General features: G+C 70.7%; 26 protein-coding genes. 15 read left to right on the top strand and 11 right to left on the bottom strand.

Annotated features, from left to right (window positions below; translation table 11 throughout):
* Window positions 1-9 precede the first annotated feature (9 nt).
* Complete coding sequence (locus tag ACBJ32_RS32345) at window positions 10-951, top strand: LysR family transcriptional regulator (RefSeq protein WP_375129955.1); 942 nt, start codon at window positions 10-12, stop codon at window positions 949-951.
* Window positions 952-982: 31 nt separating this feature from the next.
* Here ACBJ32_RS32345 and ACBJ32_RS32340 read toward each other — a convergent pair whose 3' ends face one another.
* Window positions 983-1,534, bottom strand: a complete 552-nt coding sequence (locus ACBJ32_RS32340) for a GNAT family N-acetyltransferase (protein ID WP_375129954.1) — start codon at window positions 1,532-1,534, stop codon at window positions 983-985.
* 51 nt (window positions 1,535-1,585) lie between these two features.
* Between ACBJ32_RS32340 and ACBJ32_RS32335 the strand changes: the two genes are divergently transcribed.
* Complete coding sequence (locus ACBJ32_RS32335) at window positions 1,586-2,176, top strand: TetR/AcrR family transcriptional regulator (protein ID WP_375129953.1); 591 nt, start codon at window positions 1,586-1,588, stop codon at window positions 2,174-2,176.
* 85 nt (window positions 2,177-2,261) lie between these two features.
* Here the strand turns inward: ACBJ32_RS32335 and ACBJ32_RS32330 are convergent, their stop codons facing one another.
* The gene (locus ACBJ32_RS32330; RefSeq protein WP_375129952.1) at window positions 2,262-2,741 is read right to left on the bottom strand and encodes an Lrp/AsnC family transcriptional regulator; all 480 of its coding nucleotides are present in this window, start codon (window positions 2,739-2,741) and stop codon (window positions 2,262-2,264) included.
* 114 nt (window positions 2,742-2,855) lie between these two features.
* Between ACBJ32_RS32330 and ACBJ32_RS32325 the strand changes: the two genes are divergently transcribed.
* Window positions 2,856-4,175 (top strand): O-acetylhomoserine aminocarboxypropyltransferase/cysteine synthase family protein, encoded by a 1,320-nt coding sequence (locus tag ACBJ32_RS32325; protein WP_375129951.1) that lies wholly within the window; start codon window positions 2,856-2,858, stop codon window positions 4,173-4,175.
* Window positions 4,172-5,725 carry an aldehyde dehydrogenase gene (locus ACBJ32_RS32320; RefSeq protein ID WP_375129950.1) on the top strand — a complete coding sequence of 518 codons (1,554 nt, stop codon included), beginning with the start codon at window positions 4,172-4,174 and terminating at the stop codon, window positions 5,723-5,725. Before ACBJ32_RS32325 ends, ACBJ32_RS32320 begins: the two co-directional genes overlap by 4 nt.
* Before the next feature lie 101 nt (window positions 5,726-5,826).
* Here the strand turns inward: ACBJ32_RS32320 and ACBJ32_RS32315 are convergent, their stop codons facing one another.
* The 3 genes from ACBJ32_RS32315 to ACBJ32_RS32305 form a co-directional block, all read right to left on the bottom strand.
* Complete coding sequence (locus tag ACBJ32_RS32315; RefSeq protein WP_375129949.1) at window positions 5,827-6,816, bottom strand: radical SAM protein; 990 nt, start codon at window positions 6,814-6,816, stop codon at window positions 5,827-5,829.
* Window positions 6,817-6,857: 41 nt separating this feature from the next.
* Window positions 6,858-7,061, bottom strand: coding sequence for a hypothetical protein (locus tag ACBJ32_RS32310; protein ID WP_375129948.1), 204 nt, complete (start codon window positions 7,059-7,061; stop codon window positions 6,858-6,860).
* Between the two features lie 303 nt (window positions 7,062-7,364).
* Window positions 7,365-7,487: a hypothetical protein gene (locus ACBJ32_RS32305; RefSeq protein WP_375129947.1), complete on the bottom strand. Its 123-nt coding sequence runs from the start codon at window positions 7,485-7,487 to the stop codon at window positions 7,365-7,367.
* Between the two features lie 60 nt (window positions 7,488-7,547).
* Between ACBJ32_RS32305 and pafA the strand changes: the two genes are divergently transcribed.
* Window positions 7,548-8,906, top strand: a complete 1,359-nt coding sequence (pafA, locus tag ACBJ32_RS32300) for a Pup--protein ligase (protein ID WP_375129946.1) — start codon at window positions 7,548-7,550, stop codon at window positions 8,904-8,906.
* A 197-nt stretch (window positions 8,907-9,103) separates the two neighbouring features.
* On the opposite strand, the gene ACBJ32_RS32295 is transcribed toward pafA, so the two are convergent.
* On the bottom strand, window positions 9,104-10,030 hold the full coding sequence (locus ACBJ32_RS32295; RefSeq protein WP_375129945.1) for an NAD-dependent epimerase/dehydratase family protein: 927 nt from the start codon (window positions 10,028-10,030) through the stop codon (window positions 9,104-9,106).
* A 68-nt stretch (window positions 10,031-10,098) separates the two neighbouring features.
* Between ACBJ32_RS32295 and ACBJ32_RS32290 the strand changes: the two genes are divergently transcribed.
* Window positions 10,099-10,692, top strand: coding sequence for a TetR/AcrR family transcriptional regulator (locus tag ACBJ32_RS32290; RefSeq protein WP_357891459.1), 594 nt, complete (start codon window positions 10,099-10,101; stop codon window positions 10,690-10,692).
* A gap of 207 nt (window positions 10,693-10,899) precedes the next feature.
* On the opposite strand, the gene ACBJ32_RS32285 is transcribed toward ACBJ32_RS32290, so the two are convergent.
* Together ACBJ32_RS32285 and ACBJ32_RS32280 are read right to left on the bottom strand one after the other, a co-directional pair.
* Window positions 10,900-11,538, bottom strand: coding sequence for a response regulator (locus tag ACBJ32_RS32285; RefSeq protein WP_375129944.1), 639 nt, complete (start codon window positions 11,536-11,538; stop codon window positions 10,900-10,902).
* Entirely contained in the window at window positions 11,535-12,593 is a 1,059-nt protein-coding gene (locus ACBJ32_RS32280; RefSeq protein ID WP_375129943.1) for a sensor histidine kinase, read from the bottom strand. Before ACBJ32_RS32280 ends, ACBJ32_RS32285 begins: the two co-directional genes overlap by 4 nt.
* 113 nt (window positions 12,594-12,706) lie before the next feature.
* Between ACBJ32_RS32280 and ACBJ32_RS32275 the strand changes: the two genes are divergently transcribed.
* Window positions 12,707-14,074 (top strand): alpha/beta fold hydrolase, encoded by a 1,368-nt coding sequence (locus ACBJ32_RS32275; RefSeq protein WP_375129942.1) that lies wholly within the window; start codon window positions 12,707-12,709, stop codon window positions 14,072-14,074.
* Window positions 14,065-14,814, top strand: coding sequence for a hypothetical protein (locus tag ACBJ32_RS32270; protein WP_375129941.1), 750 nt, complete (start codon window positions 14,065-14,067; stop codon window positions 14,812-14,814). The genes ACBJ32_RS32275 and ACBJ32_RS32270 overlap by 10 nt, the downstream gene beginning before the upstream one ends.
* 162 nt (window positions 14,815-14,976) lie before the next feature.
* Here ACBJ32_RS32270 and ACBJ32_RS32265 read toward each other — a convergent pair whose 3' ends face one another.
* The 3 genes from ACBJ32_RS32265 to ACBJ32_RS32255 all read right to left on the bottom strand — a co-directional run bounded on the left by ACBJ32_RS32265 (window position 14,977) and on the right by ACBJ32_RS32255 (window position 18,791).
* Complete coding sequence (locus ACBJ32_RS32265; RefSeq protein WP_375129940.1) at window positions 14,977-15,222, bottom strand: hypothetical protein; 246 nt, start codon at window positions 15,220-15,222, stop codon at window positions 14,977-14,979.
* Window positions 15,223-15,567: 345 nt separating this feature from the next.
* Complete coding sequence (locus ACBJ32_RS32260) at window positions 15,568-18,057, bottom strand: excinuclease ABC subunit UvrA (protein WP_375129939.1); 2,490 nt, start codon at window positions 18,055-18,057, stop codon at window positions 15,568-15,570.
* 203 nt (window positions 18,058-18,260) lie between these two features.
* Window positions 18,261-18,791, bottom strand: coding sequence for a pyridoxamine 5'-phosphate oxidase family protein (locus tag ACBJ32_RS32255; protein WP_375129938.1), 531 nt, complete (start codon window positions 18,789-18,791; stop codon window positions 18,261-18,263).
* Window positions 18,792-19,644: 853 nt separating this feature from the next.
* Here ACBJ32_RS32255 and ACBJ32_RS32250 point away from each other — a divergent pair.
* From ACBJ32_RS32250 to ACBJ32_RS32220, 7 genes are all read left to right on the top strand, one after another.
* Complete coding sequence (locus ACBJ32_RS32250; protein ID WP_375129937.1) at window positions 19,645-20,274, top strand: RICIN domain-containing protein; 630 nt, start codon at window positions 19,645-19,647, stop codon at window positions 20,272-20,274.
* 287 nt (window positions 20,275-20,561) lie between these two features.
* The gene (locus ACBJ32_RS32245; RefSeq protein ID WP_375129936.1) at window positions 20,562-21,116 is read left to right on the top strand and encodes a hypothetical protein; all 555 of its coding nucleotides are present in this window, start codon (window positions 20,562-20,564) and stop codon (window positions 21,114-21,116) included.
* Between the two features lie 201 nt (window positions 21,117-21,317).
* Complete coding sequence (locus tag ACBJ32_RS32240; RefSeq protein ID WP_375129935.1) at window positions 21,318-22,511, top strand: lipase family protein; 1,194 nt, start codon at window positions 21,318-21,320, stop codon at window positions 22,509-22,511.
* A 257-nt stretch (window positions 22,512-22,768) separates the two neighbouring features.
* Window positions 22,769-23,302, top strand: coding sequence for a 2,4'-dihydroxyacetophenone dioxygenase family protein (locus tag ACBJ32_RS32235; protein WP_375129934.1), 534 nt, complete (start codon window positions 22,769-22,771; stop codon window positions 23,300-23,302).
* Window positions 23,303-23,336: 34 nt separating this feature from the next.
* The gene (locus ACBJ32_RS32230) at window positions 23,337-24,584 is read left to right on the top strand and encodes an MFS transporter (RefSeq protein ID WP_375129933.1); all 1,248 of its coding nucleotides are present in this window, start codon (window positions 23,337-23,339) and stop codon (window positions 24,582-24,584) included.
* The gene (locus ACBJ32_RS32225) at window positions 24,581-25,618 is read left to right on the top strand and encodes a 2,3-butanediol dehydrogenase (protein ID WP_375129932.1); all 1,038 of its coding nucleotides are present in this window, start codon (window positions 24,581-24,583) and stop codon (window positions 25,616-25,618) included. The genes ACBJ32_RS32230 and ACBJ32_RS32225 overlap by 4 nt, the downstream gene beginning before the upstream one ends.
* A complete protein-coding gene (locus ACBJ32_RS32220) occupies window positions 25,615-26,334 on the top strand; it encodes an SDR family NAD(P)-dependent oxidoreductase (protein WP_375129931.1) in 720 nt (239 codons plus the stop codon). The genes ACBJ32_RS32225 and ACBJ32_RS32220 overlap by 4 nt, the downstream gene beginning before the upstream one ends.
* Window positions 26,335-26,365 lie beyond the last annotated feature (31 nt).

Here is a 26,365-nt window from a genome sequence, read left to right as displayed (position 1 = left end):
CATCGCTTTATGCTGGATGTGCGCCGCCTACGGGTGTTGCTCGCGGTAGCCGAACACGGGGGCATCGCCGCCGCCGCACGAGCGTTGACGTTCACCCCGCCCGCCGTGTCGCAGCACATCGCCGCCCTGGAGCGGCAGGTCGGCATGCTCCTGGTCGACCGCAGCGGGCGTACCGCTCGACTGACCGCCGCCGGGCATCGGCTGGCGGGTCACGCGCGTCAGGTCCTGGCGGGCCTGGAGGCCGCCGAGGCGGATCTCGCTTCCCTCGGCGGGGACCTGCGCGGGACGCTCTCCGTGGGCACCATCGCCACGCTGGGCCGGACGCTGCTGCCCGCCGCACTGACCACACTGCGCACCACGGCGCCCGACGTGGATCTGCGCATCGAGGAAGGCGAACCGGAAGACAGCCTTCCCGCCCTGACGCGCGGCGATCTCGACGTCGTGCTGGCCGGCGAGTACGGCCTGACACCACAGCGACCGCAAGCGCACGTCGACCGCATCGACCTGTTCACCGAGCCACTATTGATCGCGGTAGCTCGCGATCATCCCCTCCGGGGGCCCGAGGTCGATCTGGCGCAGCTGCGTGACGAGCGCTGGATCGCCCCGGCCGCCGGGAGTTCCTGCGAGACCATGCTGCAGCGCGTCTGCGCCCTGGCCGGGTTCGAGCCGCACGTCGTGGCGCACAGCGGGGACTTCGCGGTGGCCGCCGCCCTGGTCAGCGCGGGTCATGGCATCACCCTCCTGCCTGCCGTCGCCACGCTGGGGGACGCCACCGGTGTCAAACTGCTCGGTGTCCACCAGCCGGGCATGCACCGCACGCTCTATGCCGCCGTCCGCGCGGGCAGTCGCCGGCATCCTCTGGTCGGCTGTGTCCTGGACGCCTTGACCGCCAGTGCTGAACGTCTCGCTGCGTCCCGCGGGGAAACGTGTCCTGTCCCGCTCGGTGCTTGACGCGCGGCAGCAGGCTCCCGAGCACTGCCGGTCACCGGCTCATGCCCGGCCATTCGGAAGCAAGGACCGCCCAGATCTGCTTGTCGTGGCGCACGCCCTCGTACGGCCATGCCTCGCGCCGCACGCCTTCCAGCGTCATGCCGAGCCGCTTGGCCACCGCTGAGCTGCGCTCGTTGTCGGCCCGGCAGTGCCACTCGGCCCGGTGCAGCCCCCGGGACGTGAACGCCCAGTCCAGCAACGCGCCACACGCCTGCGTGATCAGTCCGTGGCCCTCAGCGGACGGCTCCAGCCAGCAACCGATCTCGCACGAGCCGACAGCGGCGTCGAAATCCGTGAACATCACACCGCCGACCAGCACCCCCTCCCGCCAGATGCCATACAGGCGGGCACCGTCGCGGGCCTGGCGTTCGGCGTACCGCTTGAGCGTGGCCCGCGCCGCGTCCACGTCGTCGGTGACGAAGGCGGGGCCGACCCAGGGACGGATGTGCTCGCGGGCCCGGTCCAGATGGCCGGCGAACTCCTCGGCGTGCCAGACCTCCAGCGGCCCGAGACGAGCACCGTCGCGCAGCGGCAGCGTGAACATGAAAAGCCCTCCATTCACATAACAAGCGTTACGGCAATGTACCGTGACAGCATGCCACGCACCAAGGGAGATCACGAGGCTCGCCGGCGCGACGTCTCCGCAGCGGTCTGGCAGGTGATGGCCACCCGCGGCTTCGCGGGCCTGACCCTGCGCGCCGTCGCCGCCGAACTCGGCGCGACCACCGGCCTGCTCACGCACTACTTCCCCACCAAGCACACCCTGGTGGAGTACGCCCTTGACCTGCTCGAACAGCGCACCGTCTCCCGCCCTCGCCGCCACGCGGGCGCCGGCCTGGCCGCCCTCAGGGCCGCACTGCTGGACATCCTGCCGCTGACCCCCGAGGCCACCGACAGCAACCGCATCTGGGTCTCCTCCTGGGACGCCGCGCTCTCCGACCCCGATCTGAGCACCGGCTACGCCCGCAAGTACGCCCAGAGCCGGGACCGGCTGAGCGAGCTGGTCGCCGCAGCCCAGGAACTCGGCGAACTGCCCCCCGGCGACCCCGCCCGCATCGCGACCGGCGCTCAGTCCTTCGTCCTCGGCCTGGTGGTCCAGGCCCTGTTCGACCCGGCGGCGTTCCCGCCGCAGCGACAAGCCGAGCTCCTGGACGACTACCTGGCCACCCTGACCGCCTCGCACTGATCAACCTGGATCACCCGGCGCGTGCCGCCGGTCGCTCGTTCCGCCTCCGGCCCCCTCCCCCGCCTGTCACTGTTCGCCCTCCGGTTCAGGGGCGCAGGAGGGCCTTGACATCGACGTCGGACAGGCTCACCACCTCGGACAGGACGAGGAGGGTCGTGGTGCGCCCGATCCCGGTGAGGCTGTCGATCATCTCTTCGAGATGAGCCGGGCTGCGGGCGGCCACCTCGATGACGTAGCAGTCGTCGCCGGTGACATGCACGCAGCTGAGCACATGCCCGAGGGCGAGCAACTTCTCGCGAAGCCCGTGAGCGCGGGCGTTGGGCTGGTGGGGGCGCAGCCGTACGTGCGCGCGCAGCGGAAGGCCGAGGCGGGCCGGATCGATGCGAGCCGCGTAGCCGGTGATCACGCCGGTGCTCTCGAGCTTGCGGAGGCGGTCGGCGACGGAGGGCCGGCTCAGGCCGACCTCGCGCGCGAGATCGGTCAGGCTCGCGCGGCCGTCCTTGGCCAGCCGGGCCAGCAGCGCGAGATCGATCGCATCCAGTGCGGCACCGTCTCCCATCTCCATCTCTGCCTCATCCCTTCCTTTCGTCGGTACGTCACGGAAGCGTTCATTCTTTCCGTAGGCATAGTAGCAATATTGCCTGTGACAAGGAGGCGTTGTCCCGCTATGGTCTCCCTCGTGAAAGATGGCGACTGGGACGTGCAGACGCGGTTGCTGGCCGGCGGCACGTCCGGCCGAACGGGGCCCGAGATCAGGCCGGTGGCCTGGCCGGTGTACGAGACGGCCTCCTTCGAACTGCCAGGCGTGGCCGAGGCAGGAATGCTCTACGGCGAGGACGCGCTCGGCGAGGCGTTCACCTACAGCCGTTACGCCAACCCCACCTGTGCCGAGCTGGAGCGGCGGGTCAGCGCCCTGGAAGAGGGCGTGGGCGCGGTCGCGACCGGCTCCGGCATGGCCGCGATCGCGCTGAGCGTTCTCAACCTGTGCCAGGCCGGCGACAGCCTGGTCTGCTCCTCGGACGTGTACGGCAGCACCCATGCACTGTTCGCCCACACCCTGCGCCGATGGGGCATCGAGACCCGATTCGTCGACGGATGCGATCCGCAGGCGTTCGCGCGCGCCGCCGACCACACCACCCGCGCGCTCTACGGCGAGACGATGCCGAACCCGTCCCTGCGCACCTTCCCGATCCGGCAGGTCGCCGACGTCGCCGACCGGCTCGGCGTACCGCTGATCGTGGACAACACGTGCGCGCCGGTGCTGTGCCGCCCCGGACGGCACGGCGCCGCCGTGGTGGTCCACTCGGCCACCAAGTACATCGGCGGTCACGGCACCGCCCTCGGCGGGGTCATCGTCGACACGGGCCGGTTCGCCTGGGGCGCCGCCGGCGCTCGGTTGCCGCTGCTCACCGAGCCCGATCCCGCCTACCGAGGGCAGGTGTGGACCGCGCTCGCCGGCGCCCGGAACTCCAGCGCGTACCTGGTGCGACTGCGACGGACGCTCATGCGCGATCTGGGGCCCGCTCTCGCCGCCTCGGCGGCGAGCCGGCTGGTGCAGGGCATCCAGACGTTGCCGCTGAGAATGGCCCGCCACTGTGACACCGCCGGTGTGATCGCCTCGCACCTGCACGGCCACCCGGCGCTGCGCCGCGTCAACCACCCGTCCCTGCACAGCGGTGACGACGCACGGCGTGCCCGGCGCTATCTCGGCGCCCGGGGCGGGCTGATCGGCCTCGAACTCGCCGGCGGCTTCGAGGCGGCCGCCGACTTCGTGTCACGCCTGCGGATAGTGCGCCACGTGGTCAACCTCGGCGACGTCCGGACCCTGGTCACCCACCCGGCCGGCACCACGCACTCCCAGCTCGGCGCCGAGGAACTGGCCTCGCTGGGCATCTCCCCCGGCTACGTACGGCTGTCGGTCGGACTCGAGGACCCGGCCGATCTCATCCACGACCTCACCCAGGCACTCAACTCCATCACCCTCCCGGAGCAGCCATGACCGACCACACGTACACCGACCACACGTACACCGAGCCGGCGAACACGATGGACGCGGCACTCGCGTCGATCAGCCTGCGCGGCACGCCCTTCATCGACGGTGCGCGCACGTCCTCCGAGGCCGGAGCCACCTTCGCCGACCACAGCCCGATCGACGGCCGGATTCTGCTTGAGGTCAGCGCCTGCGACGCCGCGGACGTCGACGTCGCCGTACGAGCTGCCCGGCGGGCCTTCGACGACGGCCGCTGGCGAGACCAGCCACCGGCGGCGCGCAAGCGCGTGCTCCTCGCCTGGGCCGACCTCCTGGAGGCACACGCCGACGAACTCGCGCTGACCGAGTCGCTGGACGTGGGCAAGCCCATCACCGACGCCCGCACGGTCGACGTCCCGGCCGCCGTCCGGGCCGTCCGCTGGTACGCCGAGGCGATCGACAAGGTGTACGGCGAGACCGCGCCCACCGGCGGCGACGTCCTGGCGACCGTCACACGCGAGCCGATCGGGGTGGTCGGATGCGTGACCCCGTGGAACTTCCCCCTGTACATGGCCTGCCTGAAGCTCGGGCCTGCCCTGGCCGCCGGCTGCTCCGTCGTGCTCAAGCCCGCCGAGCAGTCACCTCTCAGCGCGCTGCGGGCCGCCGAGCTCGCCGTCGAGGCGGGCCTGCCGGCCGGCGTGCTCAACGTCGTCCCCGGCCTCGGCGAGACCGCCGGGCAGGCCCTCGGCCGTCACCCCGGCGTGGACGCGCTGGCCTTCACCGGCTCCACCCAGGTCGGCAAGCTCTTCCTGCGCTACTCCGGCGAGAGCAACATGAAACGGGTCAGCCTCGAATGCGGTGGCAAGACACCGCACATCGTCATGGCGGACGCCCAGGACCTCCAGGCCATCGCGCGAGCCGTGACATGGGGCATCTTCTTCAACGCCGGCCAGGTGTGCAACGCCGGATCCCGCCTCCTGGTCGACCGGCGCGTCAAGCACGAACTGCTCGAGCACATCACCGCCCAGGCCCGCGCCATCCGGCTCGGCGACCCTCTCGACCCGGCGACCGAGCTGGGCGCCGTCATCGACCACGACAGCAGGGACGGCATCCTCGCTCGGGTACGCGAGGCCCAGGACGCCGGCGGGCGCCTGGTGCTCGGCGGCGGCGCCGCCCGCGTGGAGACCGGTGGCGCCTACGTCGAACCCACCATCGTCGATCAGGTCGGCAACGGCACCCGGCTCGCCCAGGAAGAGGTGTTCGGCCCGGTGCTGGCCGTCATCGACTTCGACGGCCCCGAGCAGGCGATCGAGCTCGCCAACGCCTCGACCTACGGCCTTGCCGCCGCGGTCTGGACGCAGGACATCGACGTGGCGCTCCATGCCGCGCGGCGCCTGCGGAGCGGGACCGTCTGGATCAACAACTTCGACGACAGTGACATCACCACCCCCTGGGGCGGCTTCCAGCAGTCCGGCATCGGCCGCGACAAGTCGCTCCATGCGCTCGACAAGTACACGGAGCTGAAGACCACCTGGATCAGCATCAGACACAACGGCCAGGGCAGGCTTCGAGATCGCTGAGCGGTCCGATCCGCAGGGCGGGCCGGCCTGCCCGTCGCGGTCGCCTGGCTCCTGAAACGGCGAGCCCGGGCCACCGCACCGGGACGCAAGAAACGTCCCCGCTAGGTGCCGGGGCGTTCCGTCAGCTGGAGCAGCTTCGGGCCCTGCCGGGTGAACGCCTCGTAGGGGCAGGCGGTCAGCTCGGGATCGCGTGACTCCCAGCCCTGCAGCCATCGCCGGAACCGCGGAGTGTCCACCTCGAGCGAGCCGTCGGGGAGCAGGCGCCCGACGGTGTTACCGGGTTCCGACAATCCGACAGTGCACTTGCCGAGGCGCCCGTCCGCACGCACCATCAGCGAGTTGGCGCGGGCGGCGTAGCACACTTGCTCCGGCTCGAACAGGCTCTCGCCCCGCCCGTCCGAGAGGACGATCTCCTCCAGCGCGGCGATCCTCTTGTCCTCGGCGTCGAGCACCTCCATCGACGCGTCGTCGGCGCCGCCGAGTCGCACCACCCGCTTGAGGAACACCCGGAATCTGCGGTCGTCCAGGAACGTGTCCCTCACCTGGGTGAGGAACGCCGGCATCACGTCCAGGTTGCCGGGAGTGAGGTGAACTCGCAGCAGTATGTGTGCGTCCACCGAACCGTCCCGGATCGACAGCAGGTTGCGCCAGATGCGATCGAACGTCCCCTGACCGTCAGCCCGCACGCGCGTGTGGTCGTGGTGGCGGGCTGGCCCGTCCAGCGACACCTGGAACCTGCGGATCCCCAGCCCGGCCAGGCGTTCCGCCGCCGTGTGGTCGAGCAGGTAGCCGTTGGTGGTCATGTCGCTGCCGTACCCGAGGCCCGGTGTCCGCCGCTGAACCTCGCTCGCGTGGGAGGCCACCTCCTCGATGACGGACCGCGCCAGCATCGGCTCGCCGCCGAACCACGAGATCTGCAGATGCGCCAGATCACCGTGGCGCCGGTCGATGAGGTTCTTCACACCCTCGACGACCTCGCGACGCATCCGTCCGATGGCGAAGTCCTCATAGCAGTAGGTGCACCGGAAATTGCACTGCTCGGTGGGAAGGAGGATGAGGTGCAGCCGGTCGCTGCGGAACGAGGTGACCATTTCCCGATCGAACGCAGAAATGCCCGTCAGGGTGACTCCGCTCATTGCGGGGCACAGCCACTGGAGCAGTTACCGCCGTGGCAGTTGTTGGTGACATGACCTGGATGGCCCGGGTTGGGGGTGAACCTGGCCAGCGCCGTCAGGGCCCGCGCGGTTTCCGGATCGTCGATCGTGACCCTGCCTTCTGCGTCGATGCTCACGTCGCTCGCCCGGACGGGCACGGAGGATGCCTCTTCGGCCATCATGAAACTCCTCTGTGTTGATTCCAGCCGGTCTTCGGCGATGACTGCGGAAACCGCCGAGCATGCGTGGTCCGGTGGTGTCATTGGTGGCTAGCGGAGCATGTACCCGAGGGGTGTCCGGGCGATAGCAAAGGCGCCGCCAAAACGGACGGCGATGGCTGCGCCTGCCCGCCCGCCCCCCCTGCGCGACCGGCCCATCTGCTGCTCCACCGCTGTCGTCGCGCCATAGGCGAGCAGCTCGACCTGCGCCCGGTGGTGACGGCGGACCGTGCCGTCACTCTGGAAGCACCGGGCGTGGAGACCGGATCAGCGCAGCTGGGCGGTGATGGAGGGGCCGGCGCGCGCAGCGTCCGAGGAAGGGCAGGTGGGCCCACGCCGGGCCAGGCGTTTGCGTTCGGCGCGGACGTTCTGGATGTCGTTGCGCGCCATGGGCAGGTCCATGGCCGGGATGACCTGGGCGAGAGCGTGATGGAGGAGTAGCGTGAGACAATGGATCGTCGCATCTTCGGCCTGGAGAACGAGTACGGCGTCACGTGCACGTTCAGGGGCCAGCGCAGGTTGTCCCCGGACGAGGTCGCGCGCTACCTGTTCCGGCGGGTCGTGTCCTGGGGCCGATCGAGCAACGTCTTCCTCCCCAACGGCGCACGTCTGTACCTGGACGTGGGCAGCCATCCCGAGTACGCCACGCCCGAGTGCGACAACGTGATCGAGCTGGTCACGCATGACAAGGCGGGCGAGCGCATCCTTGAGGGCCTGCTCGTGGACGCCGAGAAGCGGCTGCGCGAGGAGGGCATCGCCGGCGACATCTACCTGTTCAAGAACAACACCGACTCGGCCGGCAACTCCTACGGCTGCCACGAGAACTACTGTGTGGGCCGGCACGGGGAGTTCGGCCGGCTGGCCGACGTGCTGATCCCGTTCCTGGTCACCCGGCAGATCATCTGCGGGGCCGGCAAGGTGCTGCAGACCCCGCGCGGTGCCGTCTACTGCGTTTCGCAGCGGGCCGAGCACATCTGGGAGGGGGTGTCGTCGGCCACCACCCGGTCCCGGCCGATCATCAACACCCGCGACGAGCCGCACGGTGACGCCGAGCGGTTCCGCCGCCTGCACGTCATCGTGGGCGACTCGAACATGAGCGAGACCACGATGCTGCTCAAGGTCGGCGCCACCGATCTGGTGCTGCGCATGATCGAGGGGGGCACGGTGATGCGGGACCTGTCGCTGGAGAACCCGATCCGGGCGATCCGCGAGGTCTCGCACGACATGACCGGGCGGCGGCGGGTGCGGCTGGCCAACGGCCGCGAGGCATCCAGCCTGGAGATCCAGCAGGAGTACCTGTCGAAGGCGAAGGACTTCGTCGACCGCCGCGGCGGCGACGCGATCGCCCATCGGGTGCTGGAGCTGTGGGAGCGCACGCTGCGCGCGGTCGACACGGGCAACCTCGACCTGGTCTCGCGGGAGATCGACTGGGTGACGAAGTACCAGCTCATCGAGCGCTACCGGAAGAAGTACGACCTGCCGCTGTCCTCGCCGCGGGTGGCGCAGCTCGACCTGGCCTACCACGACGTGCACCGCAGGCGCGGCCTGTACTACCTGCTGCAGAAGCGCGGCTCGGTGGAGCGGGTGGCCTCCGACCTGAAGATCTTCGAGGCCAAGTCGGTGCCGCCGCAGACGACCAGGGCGCGGCTGCGCGGCGAGTTCATCCGCAAGGCGCAGGAGAAGCGGCGCGACTTCACCGTCGACTGGGTGCACCTGAAGCTGAACGACCAGGCGCAGCGCACGGTGCTGTGCAAGGACCCGTTCCGCAGCGTGGACGAGCGGGTGGACAAGCTGATCGCCGGCATGTGACCGAGCGGCCGGCCGGCGTCGCGTCAATGGCCACGCCACTCCGCGCCTGTACGGGCACCAGATCGCGCGCGGGCCCACGGGGCGGTCACGCCTTCACCTGGGCTCGTCGATCCCCCGGCCGGGCCGTCACTCCCCCGCTCGCCGGCCGCCACACCGCCGCGGTCGGCGGCGAACCATGCCCGGGCTGAAGGACGCGTTCAGGCTGGGTGGTGGCGGTACCAGTCGAGGGTCGCGGCGATGCCGTCGGCGTGCGGGGTGACCTTGACCGGCCCGAAAGCTCGGCGGAAGGCCGAGTCGTCGGCGATGAACGGGCGGTCGCGCTGGTACCAGGTTTCGCCGAGAGCGCGCACGGTCGGGTTGAACAGTCCGATGAGGCGCTGCGCTCCCCGGCCGAGTCCGGCGATCCGCGGCCGGCCTCCCGCGGCTGCGCGTACCAGGCCGAGGAATTCGCGGCCGGTGACCGGTTCGGCGGCGGGCAGGTGCCAGGCGCGGCCGTCGGCCTCGGCGCGCTCGCCGAGGGTGACCAGGGCGGCGGCGATGTCGGGCAGGTAGGCGACGGTGTGCGGCTGGTCGAGGTCGCCGACCCAGCGGGCGGTCTTGCCGGCCAGGGCGGCGGCGAACACGGTCGGTCCGATGGTGGTGTTGACACCGCCGGGGCCGTAGTAGTCGGAGACCCTTCCCAGGCTCGCGCGGATCCGCCCGGACCGGTGGGCGTCGAGGATCAGCCGGTCCACTTCGGTGCGGGCGCGGCCTTTGGGGTTGGTGGCGGCGTGCGGCAGGTCTTCGGTCATGGGGCCGTCGGTGGGTCCGTAGACGTACAGGTTGTCGGCCATGACCAGCTTCGCCTTGGCGGCCTCGACCCCGGCCAGGACCGTGCGGGTGAAGTCCGCGAACTCCGCAGCCCAGCGCACGTACGGCGGCTGCGCGCACTGGTAGACCACGGCGGCGTCCCGGCAGGCGGCGATGGCGCCGTCGGTGGTGGTGACGTCGGCCCGCAAGGTGTGCGGGCCGGTGGCTCCGCTCCGGCTGACGGCCCGGACGCGATGGCCGCGCGCGGTCAGCTCGGCAACGACGGCCGCGCCGATGCCGCCGGTGGCTCCAAGGACTACGTGCAGGTCGGACATGGCATTCACTCCCGCGAGTTCGTTTCATACCAACGTTATATAACGATGTTATGGTAACATGCCTGTCCATGGCAAGACCGAGAAACCGCGACTACGACGAGCTTCGCGGCGAGCTCGTCGACGCAGGCGGCCACCTCCTGGCCACGGAGGGGCCCGCGGCGCTGACCACCCGCCGTGTCGCCCAGCAGGCGGGCGTGTCCACCATGGCCGTCTACCAGCTCTTCGGCGACAAGGCCGGCCTCGTCCGCGAGATGTTCCTGGCCGGGTTCGAGCGACTCGCCGAGGCCTTCGCCGCCGTCCCGCGCACCAGCGACCCCCTCGCCGACCTCCTCGCCCTCGGCCACGCCTACCGGGCCAGCGCCCTGGCCAACCCGCACCTGTACGAGCTCATGTTCGGCCGGCCCATCCCCGAGTTCCAGCCCGACGCCGAAGCCGCCGCACGGATCCAGCCGACCTTCGACACGCTCGTCGCCGCCGTCGCCCGCTGTGTCCAGGAAGGCGTCTTCACCCCTGCCGCGCCCCATGACCTCGCCGTCGGGATCAACGCCCTCGCTCACGGGCTGTGCAGCCTCGACCTGCGCGGCGCCCTCGGCGACGCCGCCGAGTCACGCCGCCACTGGGACGACGCCTTCGACACGATGATGCGAGGACTGCGCGCCTGACGACCAGGCGCTGCACCGGCCTCACCGCTGTTCGCCGGACGAGGTCGGTCGCTGGTGCCGGGTCAGGCGGTTCGAGGCCGGATCAGGCGGTTCGATGCCGGACGCGCCCGCGCCTGCGCGGGTGTCGCGGCTCCGTCAGCGTCGGCGATCGTGCGGAACCTGTCCGGCGTCTCACGAATGCGCCGGAAGCGGGGCCGTGAGCGTCAGTCAGTTCGGAGGCAGCGCATCGCGCAGCAGCAGGGCCGCCTGTACCCGGTTCGTGCAGTTCAGCTTGGCGAGGATGCGGCTGACGTAGGTCTTGACGCTGGCCTCGGTCATGTGGACGCGCCGGGCGACCTGTGCGTTGGACAGGCCTTGCGCCACCAGGGCGAGGATGTCGGTTTCGCGTGCGGTGAGGGTGGCCAGCCGGCGGGCGGCGTCGCGTCCGCGCTCGTCGCCGCCCGGCGCTGCCATGTCGAGCACCTGACGCGCCACGGCCGGCGAGAGGTACGCCTGCCCGGCGTGAGCGGCACGGACAGCGCGAATCAGCTCCTCGGGGGTGCACGTCTTCAGGACGAACCCGGACACGCCTCGCCGCACCGCTCGCCGTACGTTGTCCTCGTCGCCGAAGGCGGTGAGCAGCACCACCCGCGGTCCTGCCAGCTCGGCCGCCGCGTCCAGGCCGTCCATCACCGGCATCGAGATGTCCAGGAGCGCCACGTCGACGTGGTGCCGGCGGGCGGCCTGCACCGCCTCGCGTCCGTCGCGCGCGACGGCCACCACCTCGATGTCCCCGGCCGACTCCAGGACGGTGCGGATGCCGGTGGCGATGAGGGGCTCGTCATCAGCGATCAAGGTCTTGATCATGTGGCGGCCTCCGCGAGGGCCGGCACCAGCGGGAGCATCGCGACGAGCCGGAACTCGCGCGGTCCCGGGTGGACCTGGAGCAGACCCCCAGCCGCGGCGACGCGTTCGGTGAGCCCGTGCAGGCCGCTGCCGCCGCCGGCGGAGGAGGAGGGACGGCGGGGCGCCGGGTTCGCCACCGAGACCAGGAGAGCGTCGGGCTGCCAGTCGAGCGACACGGTGATCGGCGTGCCGGGCGCGTGCTTGACCGCGTTGGTCAGCCCTTCCTGCACGACCCGGTAGGCGGCGTGGGACGCCTTCGGGTCGGTGAGCGGGACGGCCTCGCCGGACGTCTCGATCGCCACCATGGCCCCCGCCGCCCGGGACCCCGCGACGAGATCGTCGATGTTGTCCAGGCCGGGAGCGTCATGGCTGCGTAGCGCGTTGACCACCTCGTGCAGCTCCGCCGCGGCGGCACGGGCGGTGTCCGCCAGCGCGCCCACCGCCCGCTGCTGGCCGAGCGGCAAGGAGCCCACCTGCAGAGCCGCGGCCTGCACGGACACCAGGCTGAGCAGGTGGCCGAGCGAGTCGTGCATGTCATGGGCGATGCGCAGCCGTTCGCGTAGCCGCTCCTGTTCAGCGATGAGGGCCCTCTCCCTGCGCAGGTGCTCGCGCTCCTGGGCCACGTACCGGCCGGCGAGCAACGGCAGCGCCGTCAGCATGACGACGCGGGCCAGGGTGATCCAGACCTCCTGAGCGCCGGGCGAGCGCTGCACGGCCAGCAGGAGAACGCACACGTACACGCTCAGGGCACCCGCCGTCACGACGACATCCCTGCGTGCGGAGATGCGGTGCCCGGCCTGAAAGCCGGTGCAGACCAGCAAGGCCAGCGACCCGCCGGTGAGCACCGTGAGCGCCAGCGCCATGAGGAAGGCCACGAACGGCAGGCGGTGCATCGCCGCCATGGTCAACGCCGCGACCACGGCGTACGCGGACAGCGCCCATCCCCCCGTCCCGTCCAACCACAGCAGCGCCGTGTCCGCGACCACGACCGCCGCGATAAGCGCATACCTGGACATACGCCTCACCTTACTCGTTGCGTTCCGTGGCACTCATAGTCAACTTTGGTGAACAGTCATCGATGACTTTCGGCGGCAGACCCCGGCCGTCCGCGGCTCCTAGTGTTCTGCGCATGCTCAAGACCTTCATGGCGCTGACCGTGCTCGCGACACCGGTCAGCGCCCCGACGCCGCAGCCGCCTCTCCAGTGGAGCGCCTGCCCCATCGCGGGTGCGCCCGAACTCCAGTGCGCGGACCTGCCCGTCGCCCTGTCGCCCAGGAGCGACCGCAAGATCACCCTGAAGGTGGCCCGCCTGCCCGCCACCGGATCCAAGAAGGGATCCGTGCTGGTCAACTTCGGCGGCCCTCAGGGGTACCAGATCGCGTCCCTGGGCTCACGCACCCGGATCTTCGACAGGATGCGTACGTCGATGGATGTCGTGACCTGGGACCCGCGCGGCTATCCCGGGCTCGGCGGCGCGGTGCTGCAGTGCGACTGGGGCTTTGTGCGCACCCCGGCGTTCCCCGCCGACCAGGCCGGGTTCGACCGGCTCGCCGCGGCGAACAAGGCCAGGGGCGACAAGTGCCGCGACACCGATCCGGAGCTGTTCGACCACATGGGCTCGTCCGCCGACGCCCGCGACGCCGACGCCATCCGCAAGGCGCTCGGCGAGGACGAGATGAACTTCCTCGGCCTGTCGTACGGGGGGACGATCGCGCAGTCCTACGCCCGGCTGTTCCCCGGCCGTGTGCGCACCATGTACATCGACGGCACCCGCAACCACAGCCTCCGCAACTGGGAACGGGAACTCGACGCCGTGGCGCGCGAGACCGAGCGGTTCATGGACCGGTTCTTCGCCTGGGCGCCCGCCGGGACGGAGAAACGCTGGCGGGCGCTGATCGCCAAGGCCGACCGGGAGCCGATCCCCGCCCCGAAGGCCGGCGCCCGCTTCGACGGCACACAGTTGCAGGCGATCGCGTTCCTCAAGCTCCGGCCCGGCCCCGCGAGCTGGGGCGACTTCGTGGCGGCCATCACGGCGGCCGAGGGCGGCGACGCTTCCGGCTTCGCGCTGTCGAGCCGGCAGCCCTACCCCGGCGCCCCCGGCGGCGGGTACAAGGAGTGCCTGGACCTCCCGCGCCCCGCCAACCAGCGGAATCTCGCGCGCACGGTCAAGCGGCTGCGCGCCATCGCCCCGAACACCGGCGCCTCCTTCGCCCTCGCCTGGCACCTGCCGGTCACCTGCGCCGGCTGGCCGACCCCGGTGACCAACCCGCCCGCGCCGATGCCCCGCACGCTGCCGCCGCTCCTGGGCGCAGGCACCTGGCAGGACTTCGACTCCACCCGCCGGGTGGTCGAGCAGATCCCCGGCAGCCGCACGATCGAACACGACGGCCCTGGCCACAACCTCTTCGGCGCGATGGCCAACCCCTGTGTCATCGACCACGTCAGCAGGTATGTCACCGAGCGCCGGCTGCCCTCCCGGGGAACCACGTGCCCTTGATCCCACGCAGGCGGGCCAAGAACCCCCGTAGGCCACCACGCCGTCACAGGAAGCGCCTGTGGATCGTGGCCGCCGCCGCCGTGGTCCTCCTCACCGCCGCCGCGGTGGGGACGGCCATCGCGTTCCCCTCCGTGGTGGCCACCACCTGCCCCGGGTGCTACGGCCTGGAGCGGCTGCGGCCCGGCCTGTACGTGGAGCCGGATCTGCCGCATGCCCAACGCCGGCGTGTGATCCAGGTCATCGAGCAGGCCGACGAGCGGGTGCGTGACTTCTTCGCAGGGCGGACCAGCTCTCCGGACGTCCTGGTGTGCCTGACCGACGACTGCTACCGCAGGATCGGCGGCGGTCGCGAACGCGGCATCGCCGTGCTGAACCGGGCGGTGATGCTGTCCCCGCGCGGCGTCGATCCGGTGATCGCCTCGCACGAGCTGACCCACGTGGAACTCCACGCCCGCCTCGGTGACGGCCGAGTCCCGCAGTGGTTCGACGAGGGCCTCGCCGTCCTGGTCAGCGACGACCCCCGATACCTCGCCCCGACCGGCGACCGCTGCCTGTTCGACACCCGCCGGCCCCTCCCGGCCACGCTCGCCGACTGGCTGCGCGCGGCATCAGCGGATCCTCAGCTGTACGCCAGGGCCGCCTGCCGGGTGAGCCGGTGGGCGGGGACGAACGGCGGGAAGGAGGGCGTACGAACCCTCATCGAACGGCTGTCAACAGGACAGCCCTTCCCGCACATCTAGACGGTCAGCCCGCCACATCCGAGGCGGTACACGGGTGTTCGAGCCGCGCCCCGCCTCCCGCCGCGCCGCTACGCGGAGTGGCGAACCAGTTCATCGACAGCGGGCAGCCGTCATGGCGGAGAGGGGTGGCGACGACGAGTGCACCTGATGCCAGCTTTCCGCTCACATGCAGGCGAATGTCCGGCCCTTCAGCGTCGTTGCCCCCAAAGCCGCAGTGGGCTCTGGACGGACGTAGCGCGCGTCTCCGTGGGCTGTCATGATCGCGGCCGTGACGAGGAGGAGGTCTGCCGCAGGCTTCCGCGCATCGCGCGCCATCGCCGGATCTGAAGCCGGTGGCGCGCCCAGGCCGTGCGCCTCGGCGGCACCGTGCTGCTGCCCGACGTACCGGCCGATCAGCGTCATCCGCATGGCGGCGGTGGTCAAGACGGCCTGGACGCCATCCGGCTGATCCTCGCTCGTTCCAGCGCCCGGCGGGGTCCGCACCACCGCGGCCGCCGTACGGGATCCAACCGCACAGCAGCCCAGCGCGAGGCGGCTTCTTGAGCGCCAGGCGCTGAGGGGGCTGCTGAGGACAGCTTCCCGCGACCTCACCTGGATGAGCGTAGCGGGGGTTTCCGCAGGTCTGCGCAGACATGTTGGCCGGCGGAGGCCAGATGCCCGCAGCGCTCCGGCACCGAGCTCAGGCGCGGGCGCTCGTCCTTGGAGAGGGCGCGGACGACAGTGCGGGACGTGACGCGAGACGCGCCCCGCCCCTCAGCAGCGCGCGCCTTCTCGCATTTCCAGGAGCGGCAGGCCCGCCGCGTACCGCCGGAAGAAGCCGGCGGTCGGGGTGTCCGCGGTCGCGACGGCGTCCGGGGTGCCCTCCGCGATCACCGCACCCCCGTCCGGACCGGCTCCCGGCCCCAGGTCGATCACCCAGTCCGCGGACGCGGCGACGGGGATGTCGTGTTCGGCCACGACCACGGTGTTGCCCGAGTCGAGCAACACATCGAGCGCATCCACCACACGCTGAATGTCAGACGGGTGCAGGCCCGAGACGGGTTCGTCGAGAACGACCAGGCCGGCCATGCGGCCCGCGGCACCGCGCTGGATCGTGGACGCCAGCTTCAGCCGCTGCGCCTCGCCGCCGGACAACTCTGTGGCGCTCTGGCCGAGCTGGAGATAGCCAAGCCCCACCTGGTTCAGGGCTCCCAGAATTTCCGCGAGTTGCCGGGGTTCGGAGAACTGCTCCACCGCCTCGGCGACAGTCAGCTCCAGCACCTGGTCGATGGCCAACCCCTGATACCTGATCTCCAAAGCCTCCGGCTTGTAGCGCCGGCCCTCGCACGCGTCGCAGACCACCCACACATCCGGCAGGAAGTGCATGTCGACCAGCTTGCGGCCATAACCGGTGCAGGTTTCGCAACGGCCGCCACCCGCGGTGTTGAAGCTGAACCAGGAGGCGTTGACGCCACGTCCGCGCGCCACGTCGGTCTGGGCGAACAGCTTGCGGACAATGTCGAACGCCTTGCTGTAGGTGGCCGGGTTGGACCGAGGCGTCCGCCCGAGCGGTTCCTGATCGACGACGGCGACCCAGTCGAACCCCTCCAGGCCGGTCACCTGCCGCACCGTGTCGGTCGTCGTCCCGTTCAGGGCGGCCTCCACACTCACCGCGAGCGCGCCGAGCAGGCTGCTCTTGCCGCTGCCGCTCACCCCGGTCAGGCAGGTGAACCGACCGGCGGGGAAACGCACCAGGTCCGCGGTCACGTTGTGCGCACGCAGGCCGTGCAACTCCACCCACCCGGTGTCGTCCCCGGCCGGACGGCGGGTCCGGCGCAGCCGCGGACCCTCACCGGCCAGATGGCGTCCGGTCAGCGACGTCGGGTGGGCGGCCACGTCGGCGGGAGGCCCCGACACCAGGATCTCACCGCCGAGGCGGCCCGCACCGGGCCCCATATCGATCACCCAGTCGGCCCGGGCGATCAGTTCAGGGTCGTGCTCGACCAGGAGCACCGTGTTGCCGGCCTGGCGTAGCTCCAGGGCGATGTCGAGCAGGTGCGCCTTGTCCGCCGGATGCAGCCCGGTCCCGGGCTCGTCCAGGACGAAGACGACGCCGCTCAGCTCGGTACTGAGCTGCGCGGCGAGCCTGGTTCGCTGCAACTCACCTCTGGACAGCGTCGCCGCACTCCGCGACAGCTGGAGATGGGCCAGGCCGAGCCGCTCGAGGATCCCGAGCCTGCGGCCCAGGTCCTGCAGCAGCGGCTCACCCACCTCACGCTGCCGGGCGTCCAGGTCGTCCGCCACGCGCTTCGCCCAGCTGCGCACCTGCCGTACTTCCACCTCGATCAGGCCGGGATAGGTCAGCCCGCCGAGCCGCACGGACCGAGCCACCTGGTCGTACCCGCTGCCGCCGCAGGTGCCGCACGGCTGCTTACGCATGTACGGCAGGTAGCGCTGCTTGGCGCTGGAGGTCTGGGCGTTCACGAACACCCGCTCCACCTCGGCGAGCGCGCCCCGCAGCGGCTGGCTCGAGGTGTAGGTCACCGAAACCGTCTCCTTCCTGTTCGACACGTCAACGGTGGCCTCGACCTTCTCCTCACCCGTGCCGTACAGCACACAGCGGCGGAACTCCTCGGGCAGCGACTGCCACGGCCGGCCGAGGTCCACACCCCGCTTCTCGGCGAGCGCCGGCACGAACGCGTGCTCCCCCGACCGCCACTTCGCGTACCAGGGCGAGGCCCCCTCGAAGAGCGGGAGCTCCGGATGGGTGATGACCAGGTCCTCCTGCGCCTGCCAGCGCCCGCCCACCCCGTGGCAGTCCGCACAGCTCCCTTCCGGCGTGTTGCGGTCGAAATGAGCGGTCGTCAGCTGCCCGCCCCTGCCTTCCGCCGCCGGGTCCGCGCCGATCCCGGGAAGGCGCGAGTACAGCAGCCCCAGATGCCCGTCGATGCCGGTGATGGTCGCGACCGTGGACCGGGGGTTGCGGTTCAGCCGGCGCTGGTCGACCGCGAGCGTGGCGCCGAGTCCCAGGATGCGGTCGACCTTCGGCCGATTGCGCTGGGTGATGTACTGCCGCACGAACGGCGAAAGTCCCTCCAGATACCGCAGCTGGGCCTCGTTGTGCAGGGTGTCGACGGCCAGCGAGGTCTTGCCGCTGCCGCTCACTCCGGTGAAGGCGATGAGCCGCCCCTTGGGGATGCTCACCGACACGTCCCGCAGATTGTTGGTACGAGCCCCCACCACCTCGATGGTCTCGCACCCCATACTCGCAACGTCCCGTACGAACGCGGTCAACCTTCATCCATCCTCTCGCAACACAGCAGAACATGGGCGGACAGGCACCCCGCCCATGCCGAACAAAACCGATCACGCCACTACGTGGCGGCCGCTCGTCACCATGGCGTTCAGCGGCCGCTTCACCAGGTCTCTCAGCACGCGGCCGGTCTCGATGCCGGCCGTGCTGCGGGTCAGGGCCGGGACGCCGCGGTGAGCTTGTCGGCGTCGGGGGCGTAGACGGTCATCCAGTGCGGTTGCAGCCGGTAGTAGACCACGTCGTTGTCCCAGTCGAAGAAGTCGTCGCCGTAGAAGTCCTTGAAGTAGGCGAGCAGGTCCGGCCAGTCTGCGGCCCGTTCGCCGTGCTGGGGGTTGAGGATCTCCACCGTGCCGTGTGTGAACACGCCCAGGTCCTCCCCGCGCAGGTGCGCGGCGCTGATGGCGGGGCGGGCGGCGAGATGGCGGGCCTTGGCTGCGCCTCGCGCCGTGCCGAAGTGCCACTTTCCGTGCAGGAAGTGCCCGTCCACGCCGCTGATCCGCGGCTCGCCCTTCGCCGTCACGGTGGACAGTGCGAGGGTGCACATGCCGGTGAGGACCTGGGTGAGTTGCTCCGCGGTCAGTGTGCGCTCGGTGTTGATGATCGAGCGGAGGTGCGAGGTGGAGCGGGAGAGCGAGGCGTCCAGGAGAGCTTGAAGCTCTTGGAGGTCTTCTGGTGTTTCGCGCACTGCGGTCCTTGTCTGTCCATGGGCCCGGTCCTGCCCACATCGATGCCGACCGGTGAACCCAGGATCGATCCGAAACCCGACGTCCTATGTCATGTTTTTCCATCCGTCCTGAGGACGCCGCCGAGCCGCCTGGCCTGCGTCCTTCGCCTGAGCTTGTCCCCAGCTGCCCAGATTGGCGAGCGGCCGGTCACGTGATCCCCCCGTCTTGTGGCTGGGCGGTGGCGGTCACCTCGGATCGTGGCCGCGGCGATCTCCGACGGCCCGATGTGGCTGAGGTGTGCGGGGCCCGCGCCGGCCGCTGGAAGACGCTTGCCGTACGAGCTGGTTCCGTTGCAGGTCCACCCCCCCGCGGCGAGCGGTTCGCGAGCGGAAGACCGCAGGGGCCACCCGCGCTGCTGAGACCCCCGAGGGAGGCGCTCAGCTTCGCCCTGCCCGGCTGCGCGTATTCTCGCGCGGACCGATCCGCCATACCGCTGTCACTTCGCCGCTACTTCTCCGCCATGAGCAGCAGTGATTACTTAAAGTAGCAGTTCGATTGCAAAAGGTAATCAGATTTGGCTGGACGATCATGCATCTCCCCCTTCGCTACACCCTTTGCGGCCGCAGGACTGTCCCCGCATGCCGCGCGGTCTCCCTGCGCCGCAGCCGCTGACCTTCCCGGCCCCGCGTTGCCGTGCCCGTCCTCCGCCCAGCCGCGGCTGCCGCCTGCCTGCGGCGTCCTCCGGCCACCAGCTCACCCCGCCGCCATCCCGCGCCCCCTCGGCCACGACCCCTTCGGCCGCTACCACCCCGCGCGGGCGCACCCGCGGCAACGAAGGCCACATCATCTCGCACACCTGAAAGGGAAACGCCCATGAGATCACTACGCACAAGGTTCGCTCTCCCGGCCGCGCTCGCGGCGCTTGCGCTCAGCGGCGCGCTCCTGATCGTCAGCGCACCAGCAGACGCCGCCCCCGGCCGCGCCACCCAGCCCATACCGGCCCTCGCCGCGCCCTTCCCCCAGCCGTCCATCTACCCGCCGTTCGTCGACGACGGCCGCCGCCATGTGGTCGAGAACGTCAAGACCAGCGGCTACCTCATCCACGAGTACTATTCAGACCCCTCGTGCGTCGACGGCTTCTGCCGCCTGCTCGCCTGGGAGGGCGGCGTGATCCCTCCGGCCAACGAATGGTTCTTCGAAGAAGCGCAAACGCGGCACGGCTACGTCTGGTTCCGCATGCGCAACGCCAAGTCCAACAAGTGCGCCGTTCCCGGCGGCTGGGTCGAAGGCCTGCCCAGTGCCGTCGTCAAGACCTGCAGCAGCGGCGACGAGTTCCTGTGGCGGGCCGAGCCCGACCGCATCGGTGACTGGCGCACCGTCAAGTTCGTCTCCTACACCACCAGTGACGCCATCCGGCCCGTCTACGGCAACATCCCCAACGAGTACACCGTCCTGCACGACGACGGCTACACCCCCAACTTCTACTGGTCGGTCTCCCGCTGACCGGCCCCGTTCCCGGTCCTGATGCTGCCAGGCGCTGTCACCGAGGTGGCAGCGCCTGCGCCGCGGATTCTGGCCGCCTACCGGGCCGCCGCCACGGCGGCTGGGTGTTCCTCACCGGCCGGCGTGCTGCCGCCGGCGCCGCGCCAGGCGGGCGCGCGTCGGCGAGGGTCGCGGCGGTGACGGCCGTGTCGGTGATGGCGGTGTCGGTGATGGCGGTGTCGGGGGTGGCGCCGGGGAGGGACATGCGGTGGTTTGCACCACTTGAGCTCCACCCTGATCATGGAACCATGCCTGACACGACCCGGATGAGCGCGGGCGTCCCGCACGGCACGCGGAAGCGCCTCGCCGCCCGGATGGATGAGGAGAAGGAAAGGCGGCGCGAACTCCTCGCCGACCCCCGCTGGAAGGTCCCCCGGCGTGCGCCGGCCGAGATCCGGGCCGGCGCCCGAGCTCAGGTCCAGGCCCACCTGCGTGAGCTGCGCGAGGCCGGGGCACTGTGTGACACCATCGATGTGCTCGTGACGCACGCCGTACGCGCCGAACTCGCCGAACGAGGCTGGGACCACTCATGGCCGGCCCCACCCCCGAGCGCGCCCCGGTCCGGCCCGTGGCAGGGAACCCGTAGCCACGCCTGGCCCGAGCGAATCTACGTCCGCTTGCCTGGTGACCTCGCCGAGCGGCTCTTCCGCGCGTGCTGGCACGCCAGCGAACCGACCGTTACCACCCTGCGCGCCTGGGGTGAAGACCCCCTCCAGTACGCGAAGTACAGGGAGGTAGCAGATCAGGTGACCACTCCGGGCGACGTTCTCCGCGACGCAGTGGCCCGGGCGCTCACCGACTGACCCCATCCCGGCCACAGCCCCTGGCCGACCGGCGACGGACCGGGCAACCGCTGCCGCTGCCGGAAACGGCCACTTCGAAGGGCACATCCCCCCCTCGTCGTCCGCGACAGGAGAACGGGTCACGAGGTAGGGCCGGCACCACCAGGAACCAGGGTGGCAGCGGCAATGCTGCCCGGTGCGACCATATCTAGTGTTTCGGACATGACATTTCCTCGAGTCATCGTGACCGGCGCTCTCGCCCTGGGCTGCCTCACCGTGCTGATCCCCGCGGGGACCGCGACCGCACAGACTGTGGCGCGCGGCGCCGTGGTCTCCGCGACCCAGGTGGAGAAGCTGGACAAGGACCAGATCGTCGAGCGGCTCAAGGCGACCGGCATCGATGCGGCGCAGGTGAAGTACGGGGCCAGTGCCTACCGCGTGGTCTATCGCACCGTCGATGCCAAGGGCCGGCCCACCACCGCCAGCCAGTTGGTCGCCCTGCCCGACGACAGCCGGCGCACCCTGCGGGTCGTCTCCTGGTTGCACGGCACCACCGTCTACCGGGGCGATGTGGCCTCGGTGAACGCGAGATCCACCGACCGCGCCGCGGCGCTGCTGTTCGCGGGGGCCGGGCATGCGGTGTCCGCACCTGACTATCTCGGCCTGGGCACGGGGCCCGGCCACCACACCTACGGAGATCCGGAGACCACGGTCTCCGCCCCGGTGGACGCCCTGCGCGCGACCCGCGCCTTCGCCGGGGACCACCAGCGCCGGCTCGACTCGCGCGTGCTGGTCAGCGGCTTCTCACAGGGCGGTCCCGCGACCATGATGGTGGGGCGCTTCCTGCAGCAGGATCAGGACCCGTACTTCCGGCTGGGCGGCCTCGCTCCGATCGCCGGCCCGTTCGACCTGAGTTCCTTCGAAGCCGCCGCGGCGGACGACAGGATTCGAATGGCCTCGCTCTACCTGGCCTACTTCGTGATCTCGGCGGACCGCTTCGCCGACATCTACCGCACGCCGAGCGAGGTCTTCCGCGCCCCGTACGACAAGCAGGCGGAGAAGCTCTTCGACGGCGACCACCAGGCCGCGCAGATCGCCCAGGCGCTGCCGCCGACGTCCGAGAAGTTGTTCACCGCGCAGTTCCTGGACAGGGTCCGCAAGCCGACCGGCAAGCTGAAGGAGCTGCTGACCGCGCTCGACTCCACCTGCAACTGGAAGCCGGCTGTTCCGGTCCGCCTGCATCACGCCAAGGGAGACACGGACGTCGCGTACGACAACGCGCTGTACTGCCAGCGTCAGCTGCGTTCCCACGGCGCCACGCAGACCCTCACCGACGCGGGCAACGTGGATCACAACCAGACCGTCCGCAAGGCGCTGCCGCTGGTGGTCGCCGGCTTCACGGGCAATCGAGCTTGATCCGTCCGGTCCGCGAGAGGTGCGCCCGGAGCTCGACCGGCTGACCACCGGTGGCCGGCGGTCTCGTTGGCATGCGTGAAGGACCTCGATGCCGCCTGCCCGAACGTCGTGACCGTGCCGGGCAGAGGCGAACCCGATGGTGCCCGCCACCGGCGGATGTCCGGAATCTGCAAGCGGCCGGGTCCCCCACGGGAAAGACGGCACCGGCCCCTCCAGGATTCACTTCCGGGAAACAAGCGACGAAAGGGGCCGTTCACATGCCCGACATGCCCACCGGAGAGTTCTGGAAGGACCTCAAGCCGATCGAGAACTCCTTCCGCCCCGACGCCCTGCCCGAGGTCTACCTGTCCAAGGTGGCCACGGACGACGACCGCTACTACGTGCCGTTCACCGAGACCGTCGGCTCCCGCCCGCTGTGGATCAACGTCAAGGACAACAGCTGGGCCGACATCCTGCGGGCCAAGGAGGCGGGGCTGGTCAACCGGCACTACCATCCGCACGAGGTGTTCGCGTACACGATCTCCGGCAAGTGGGGCTACCTGGAGCGGCCCTGGACCGCGACCGCGGGCGACTTCGTCTACGAGGCCCCGGGCGAGGGGCACACGCTGGTCGCCTACGACAGCGACGAGCCGATGAAGACGTTCTTCATCGTCAAGGGCCCGCTCATCTGGCTGGACGAGCACGGCGAGCCCGACGGCTTCTTCGACGTGCACGACTACATCAAGATGTGCCGCGAGCACTACGAGCAGGTCGGGATCGGCGCCGACTACGTCAACTCCCTGTTCCGCTGAACCGCGGCGCACCCCCCCTTGAAGTGAGAACGTCATGACTGACACGACTGCGGCGCCGGACGCCCGCGCGGCCGACCGGTACGAGATCCGCCTGCTCGTCATCCTCTTCCTGTCCTTCGGTTTCGTCTTCTTCGACCGCCAGGCGCTGTCGTTCCTGGCGCCGTACATGGACAAGGACTTCGGCCTGTCCAACGCCGAACTCGGCACCCTGTCCGGCGTGCTCGCGCTCACCTGGGCGCTGGCCGGCATGTTCGCCGGCCGCCTGTCCGACGCGCTCGGCCGGCGCAAGCCGATTCTGATCGTGGCCGTGGTGCTGTTCTCGCTGTTCTCCGCCTCGTCCGGGCTCATGGGCGGATTCGCCGGGCTGCTCGTGGCGCGGGCGCTGATGGGCACGGCCGAGGGCGCGGTGCTGCCGATGGCGCAGTCGCTGATGGTGGAGGCGTCCAGGGAGAGCCGCCGGGGCCTCAACATGGGCCTGCTGCAGGGCTCGTCGGCGGGGCTGCTCGGCGGCATCCTGGCGCCGCTGGTCGTGGTGTGGATCGCCGAGACCTACGACTGGCGCGTCGCCTTCTACGTCACGATCATCCCTGGTTTGATCATGGCCGCGCTCATCTGGAGGTTCGTACGCGAGCGGTCTCCGCGGGCGCAGGCCGAGGCACCGCAGGCGGCGGCGGTCAAGGTGCCGCTGGGTGAGGTGCTCAAGCTGCGCAACATCGTCGTCTGCATGCTCATCGCCTGCTGCTACCTCACCTGGTTCGTCACCATCATCACCTTCACCCCGACCTACCTCACCGAGGTCAAGGGCTTCAGCCCCGGCACGATGAGCGGCGTCATGACCTGTTTGGGGGTGGCGTGGGTGTTGTGGGGCTTCGTGACTCCGGCCCTCTCCGACCGGATCGGACGCAAGGCGGCGCTGATCGGGTTCACGGCACTGGCGGTGTGCTGCCCGCTCGCCGTGGTCTACGTCGAGAGCCCTGTGCTGCTCGGCGCGATCATGGTGGTCACCTACACCGGGCTCGGCTGCTTCACGCTGTTCATGGCCACGATCCCGGCCGAGACGGTGCCGCGCGGCGCGCTGGCCACGGCGCTCGGCGTGATCATGGGTGTGGGCGAGCTGGCCGGCGGCTTCCTCGGGCCGATGGTCGCGGGCTGGGCGGCCGACCAGTGGGGGCTGCAGGCCGCGATGTTCATCGCCGCGGGTGGCGCGCTGGTGGTGGTGGCGCTGTGCTTCGCGCTGAAGGAGACGGCTCCCGCCGTGCTGCGCCGCCGGGCGGCCGCATGAGGGCGGCGCTCTGGTACGGAGCGGGTGACGTCCGCGTCGAGGACGTCCCGGTGACGCCACCCGGCCCCGGCGAGGTAGCGATCGAGGTGGCCTACTGCGGGATCTGCGGCAGCGACCTTCATGAATACGCCGACGGGCCGCACGCCGTCCCCGTGGGCAAGGCACATCCGGAATCCGGCGTGGCCGCTCCGCTCATCCTGGGGCACGAGTTCTGCGGCACCGTCACCGAGATCGGCAGCGGTGTCACCGGCCTCCTCCCAGGCGACCGGGTGGCGGTGGAGCCGCATTACCGGTGCGGTCGCTGCCCGCGCTGTCTGGCAGGGCAGTACAACATCTGCCGGCACTTCGGGTTCGCGGGACTCATGGGACACGGCGGGCTGGCCGAGCACGCCACCGTGCCCGCGTACATGCTGCACCGGCTGCCCGAGTCGGTCTCCCTGGAGCAGGCGGCGGTGTTCGAGCCGGCCGCCGTCGCCCTGCACGCGGTGCGGCGGGCCGGGATCCGCCCCGGCGAGAGCGTCGCCGTCCTCGGCCTGGGCCCGATCGGGCTGCTCGTGACCCAGTTCGCCGCCCGGTACGGCGCCGGGCTCGTCGTCGCCGCCGACCGGTCCGCGGCTCGCCGCGGGATGGCCCTGCGCCTGGGAGCCGCCGAGACCGGCGCGGACCTGGCCGATCTGGCCGGCGGCGAGGGGGTGGACGTCTCGTTCGAGGCGGTCGGCTCGGACGACACCCTGCGCGCCTGCCTGGCCGCCACCAGGCGGGGCGGGCGGGTGATGTTCCTCGGCCTGACAGGCACGGTCAGTGTGGACGCCTTCGCCCTGGTGAACAACGAGCAGACGATCATGACCAGCGTGGGCTACCGCGACGTCTATCCGGAGCTGATCCGCATGGTGGCCGAGGAGGGCGTGGACCTGGCCGGGATCGTCACCTCCACCATCTCGCTGGAGCACGTCGTACGTGACGGATTCGAGGCGCTGTCGCGCGGACAGGAGCAGGTGAAAGTGCTGGTACGACCTGGGGAGCAGGGCCGGTGAGCGGGGGGTTCGCGGGGCGGCGGGCGTTCGTGACCGGGGGCACCTCGGGGATCGGTGCGGCCACGGCCGTGCTCCTCGCCCAGTCGGGCGCCGACGTGACCGCGCTCGGCCTGCCGCCCGCCGACCCCGCCGACCTGCCCCGCCACCCGCGCGTCCGCGTGGTGGAGCACGACGTGCTGGATCGCGCCGGGCTGACCGGCCTGCTGTCCGCGGGCGAGCCGCTGGACGTCCTGGTGAACTGCGCGGGCGTCAGCCACGACCGCGAGGAGTACGATCTCGCCCGCTGGCAGCGGGTCATCGAGATCAACCTCACCGCCGTCATGGTCGCCTGCCAGGCCGCCCGCCCGTCCCTGGCCGAGAACGGCGGCGCCATCGTGAACGTCTCGTCCATGTTCGCCTTCTCCGGCAGCCGGGACCGGCCCGCCTACAGCGCGAGCAAGGGCGGCGTCTCCCAGCTCACCAAGTCGCTGGCGGCCGAGTACGCCGCCGACGGCATCAGAGTCAACGCCGTCGCGCCCGGCTTCGTGATCACCCCGCTGGCCCGGGGCGTGCTCGACGACCCCGGGGCCACGGCCCGGGTCCTGGCCCGCATCCCGGCCGGACGCCTCGGGCAGCCTCGCGAGGTGGCCTCGGTGGTGGCGTTCCTGTGCTCGCCGGCGGCCTCGTACGTCACCGGCGCGGTCGTCCCCGTGGACGGAGGCTACCTGGCGGTGTGACCCGTCACCTAAGCTGAGTCTCCCCTGACAT

This window comes from Nonomuraea sp. GTA35, assembly GCF_041950525.1.
Classification (GTDB): Bacteria; Actinomycetota; Actinomycetes; order Streptosporangiales; family Streptosporangiaceae; genus Nonomuraea.
The sequence above is the reverse complement of the archived record's forward strand: the minus strand, read 5'-3'. Positions and strand labels throughout refer to the sequence as shown.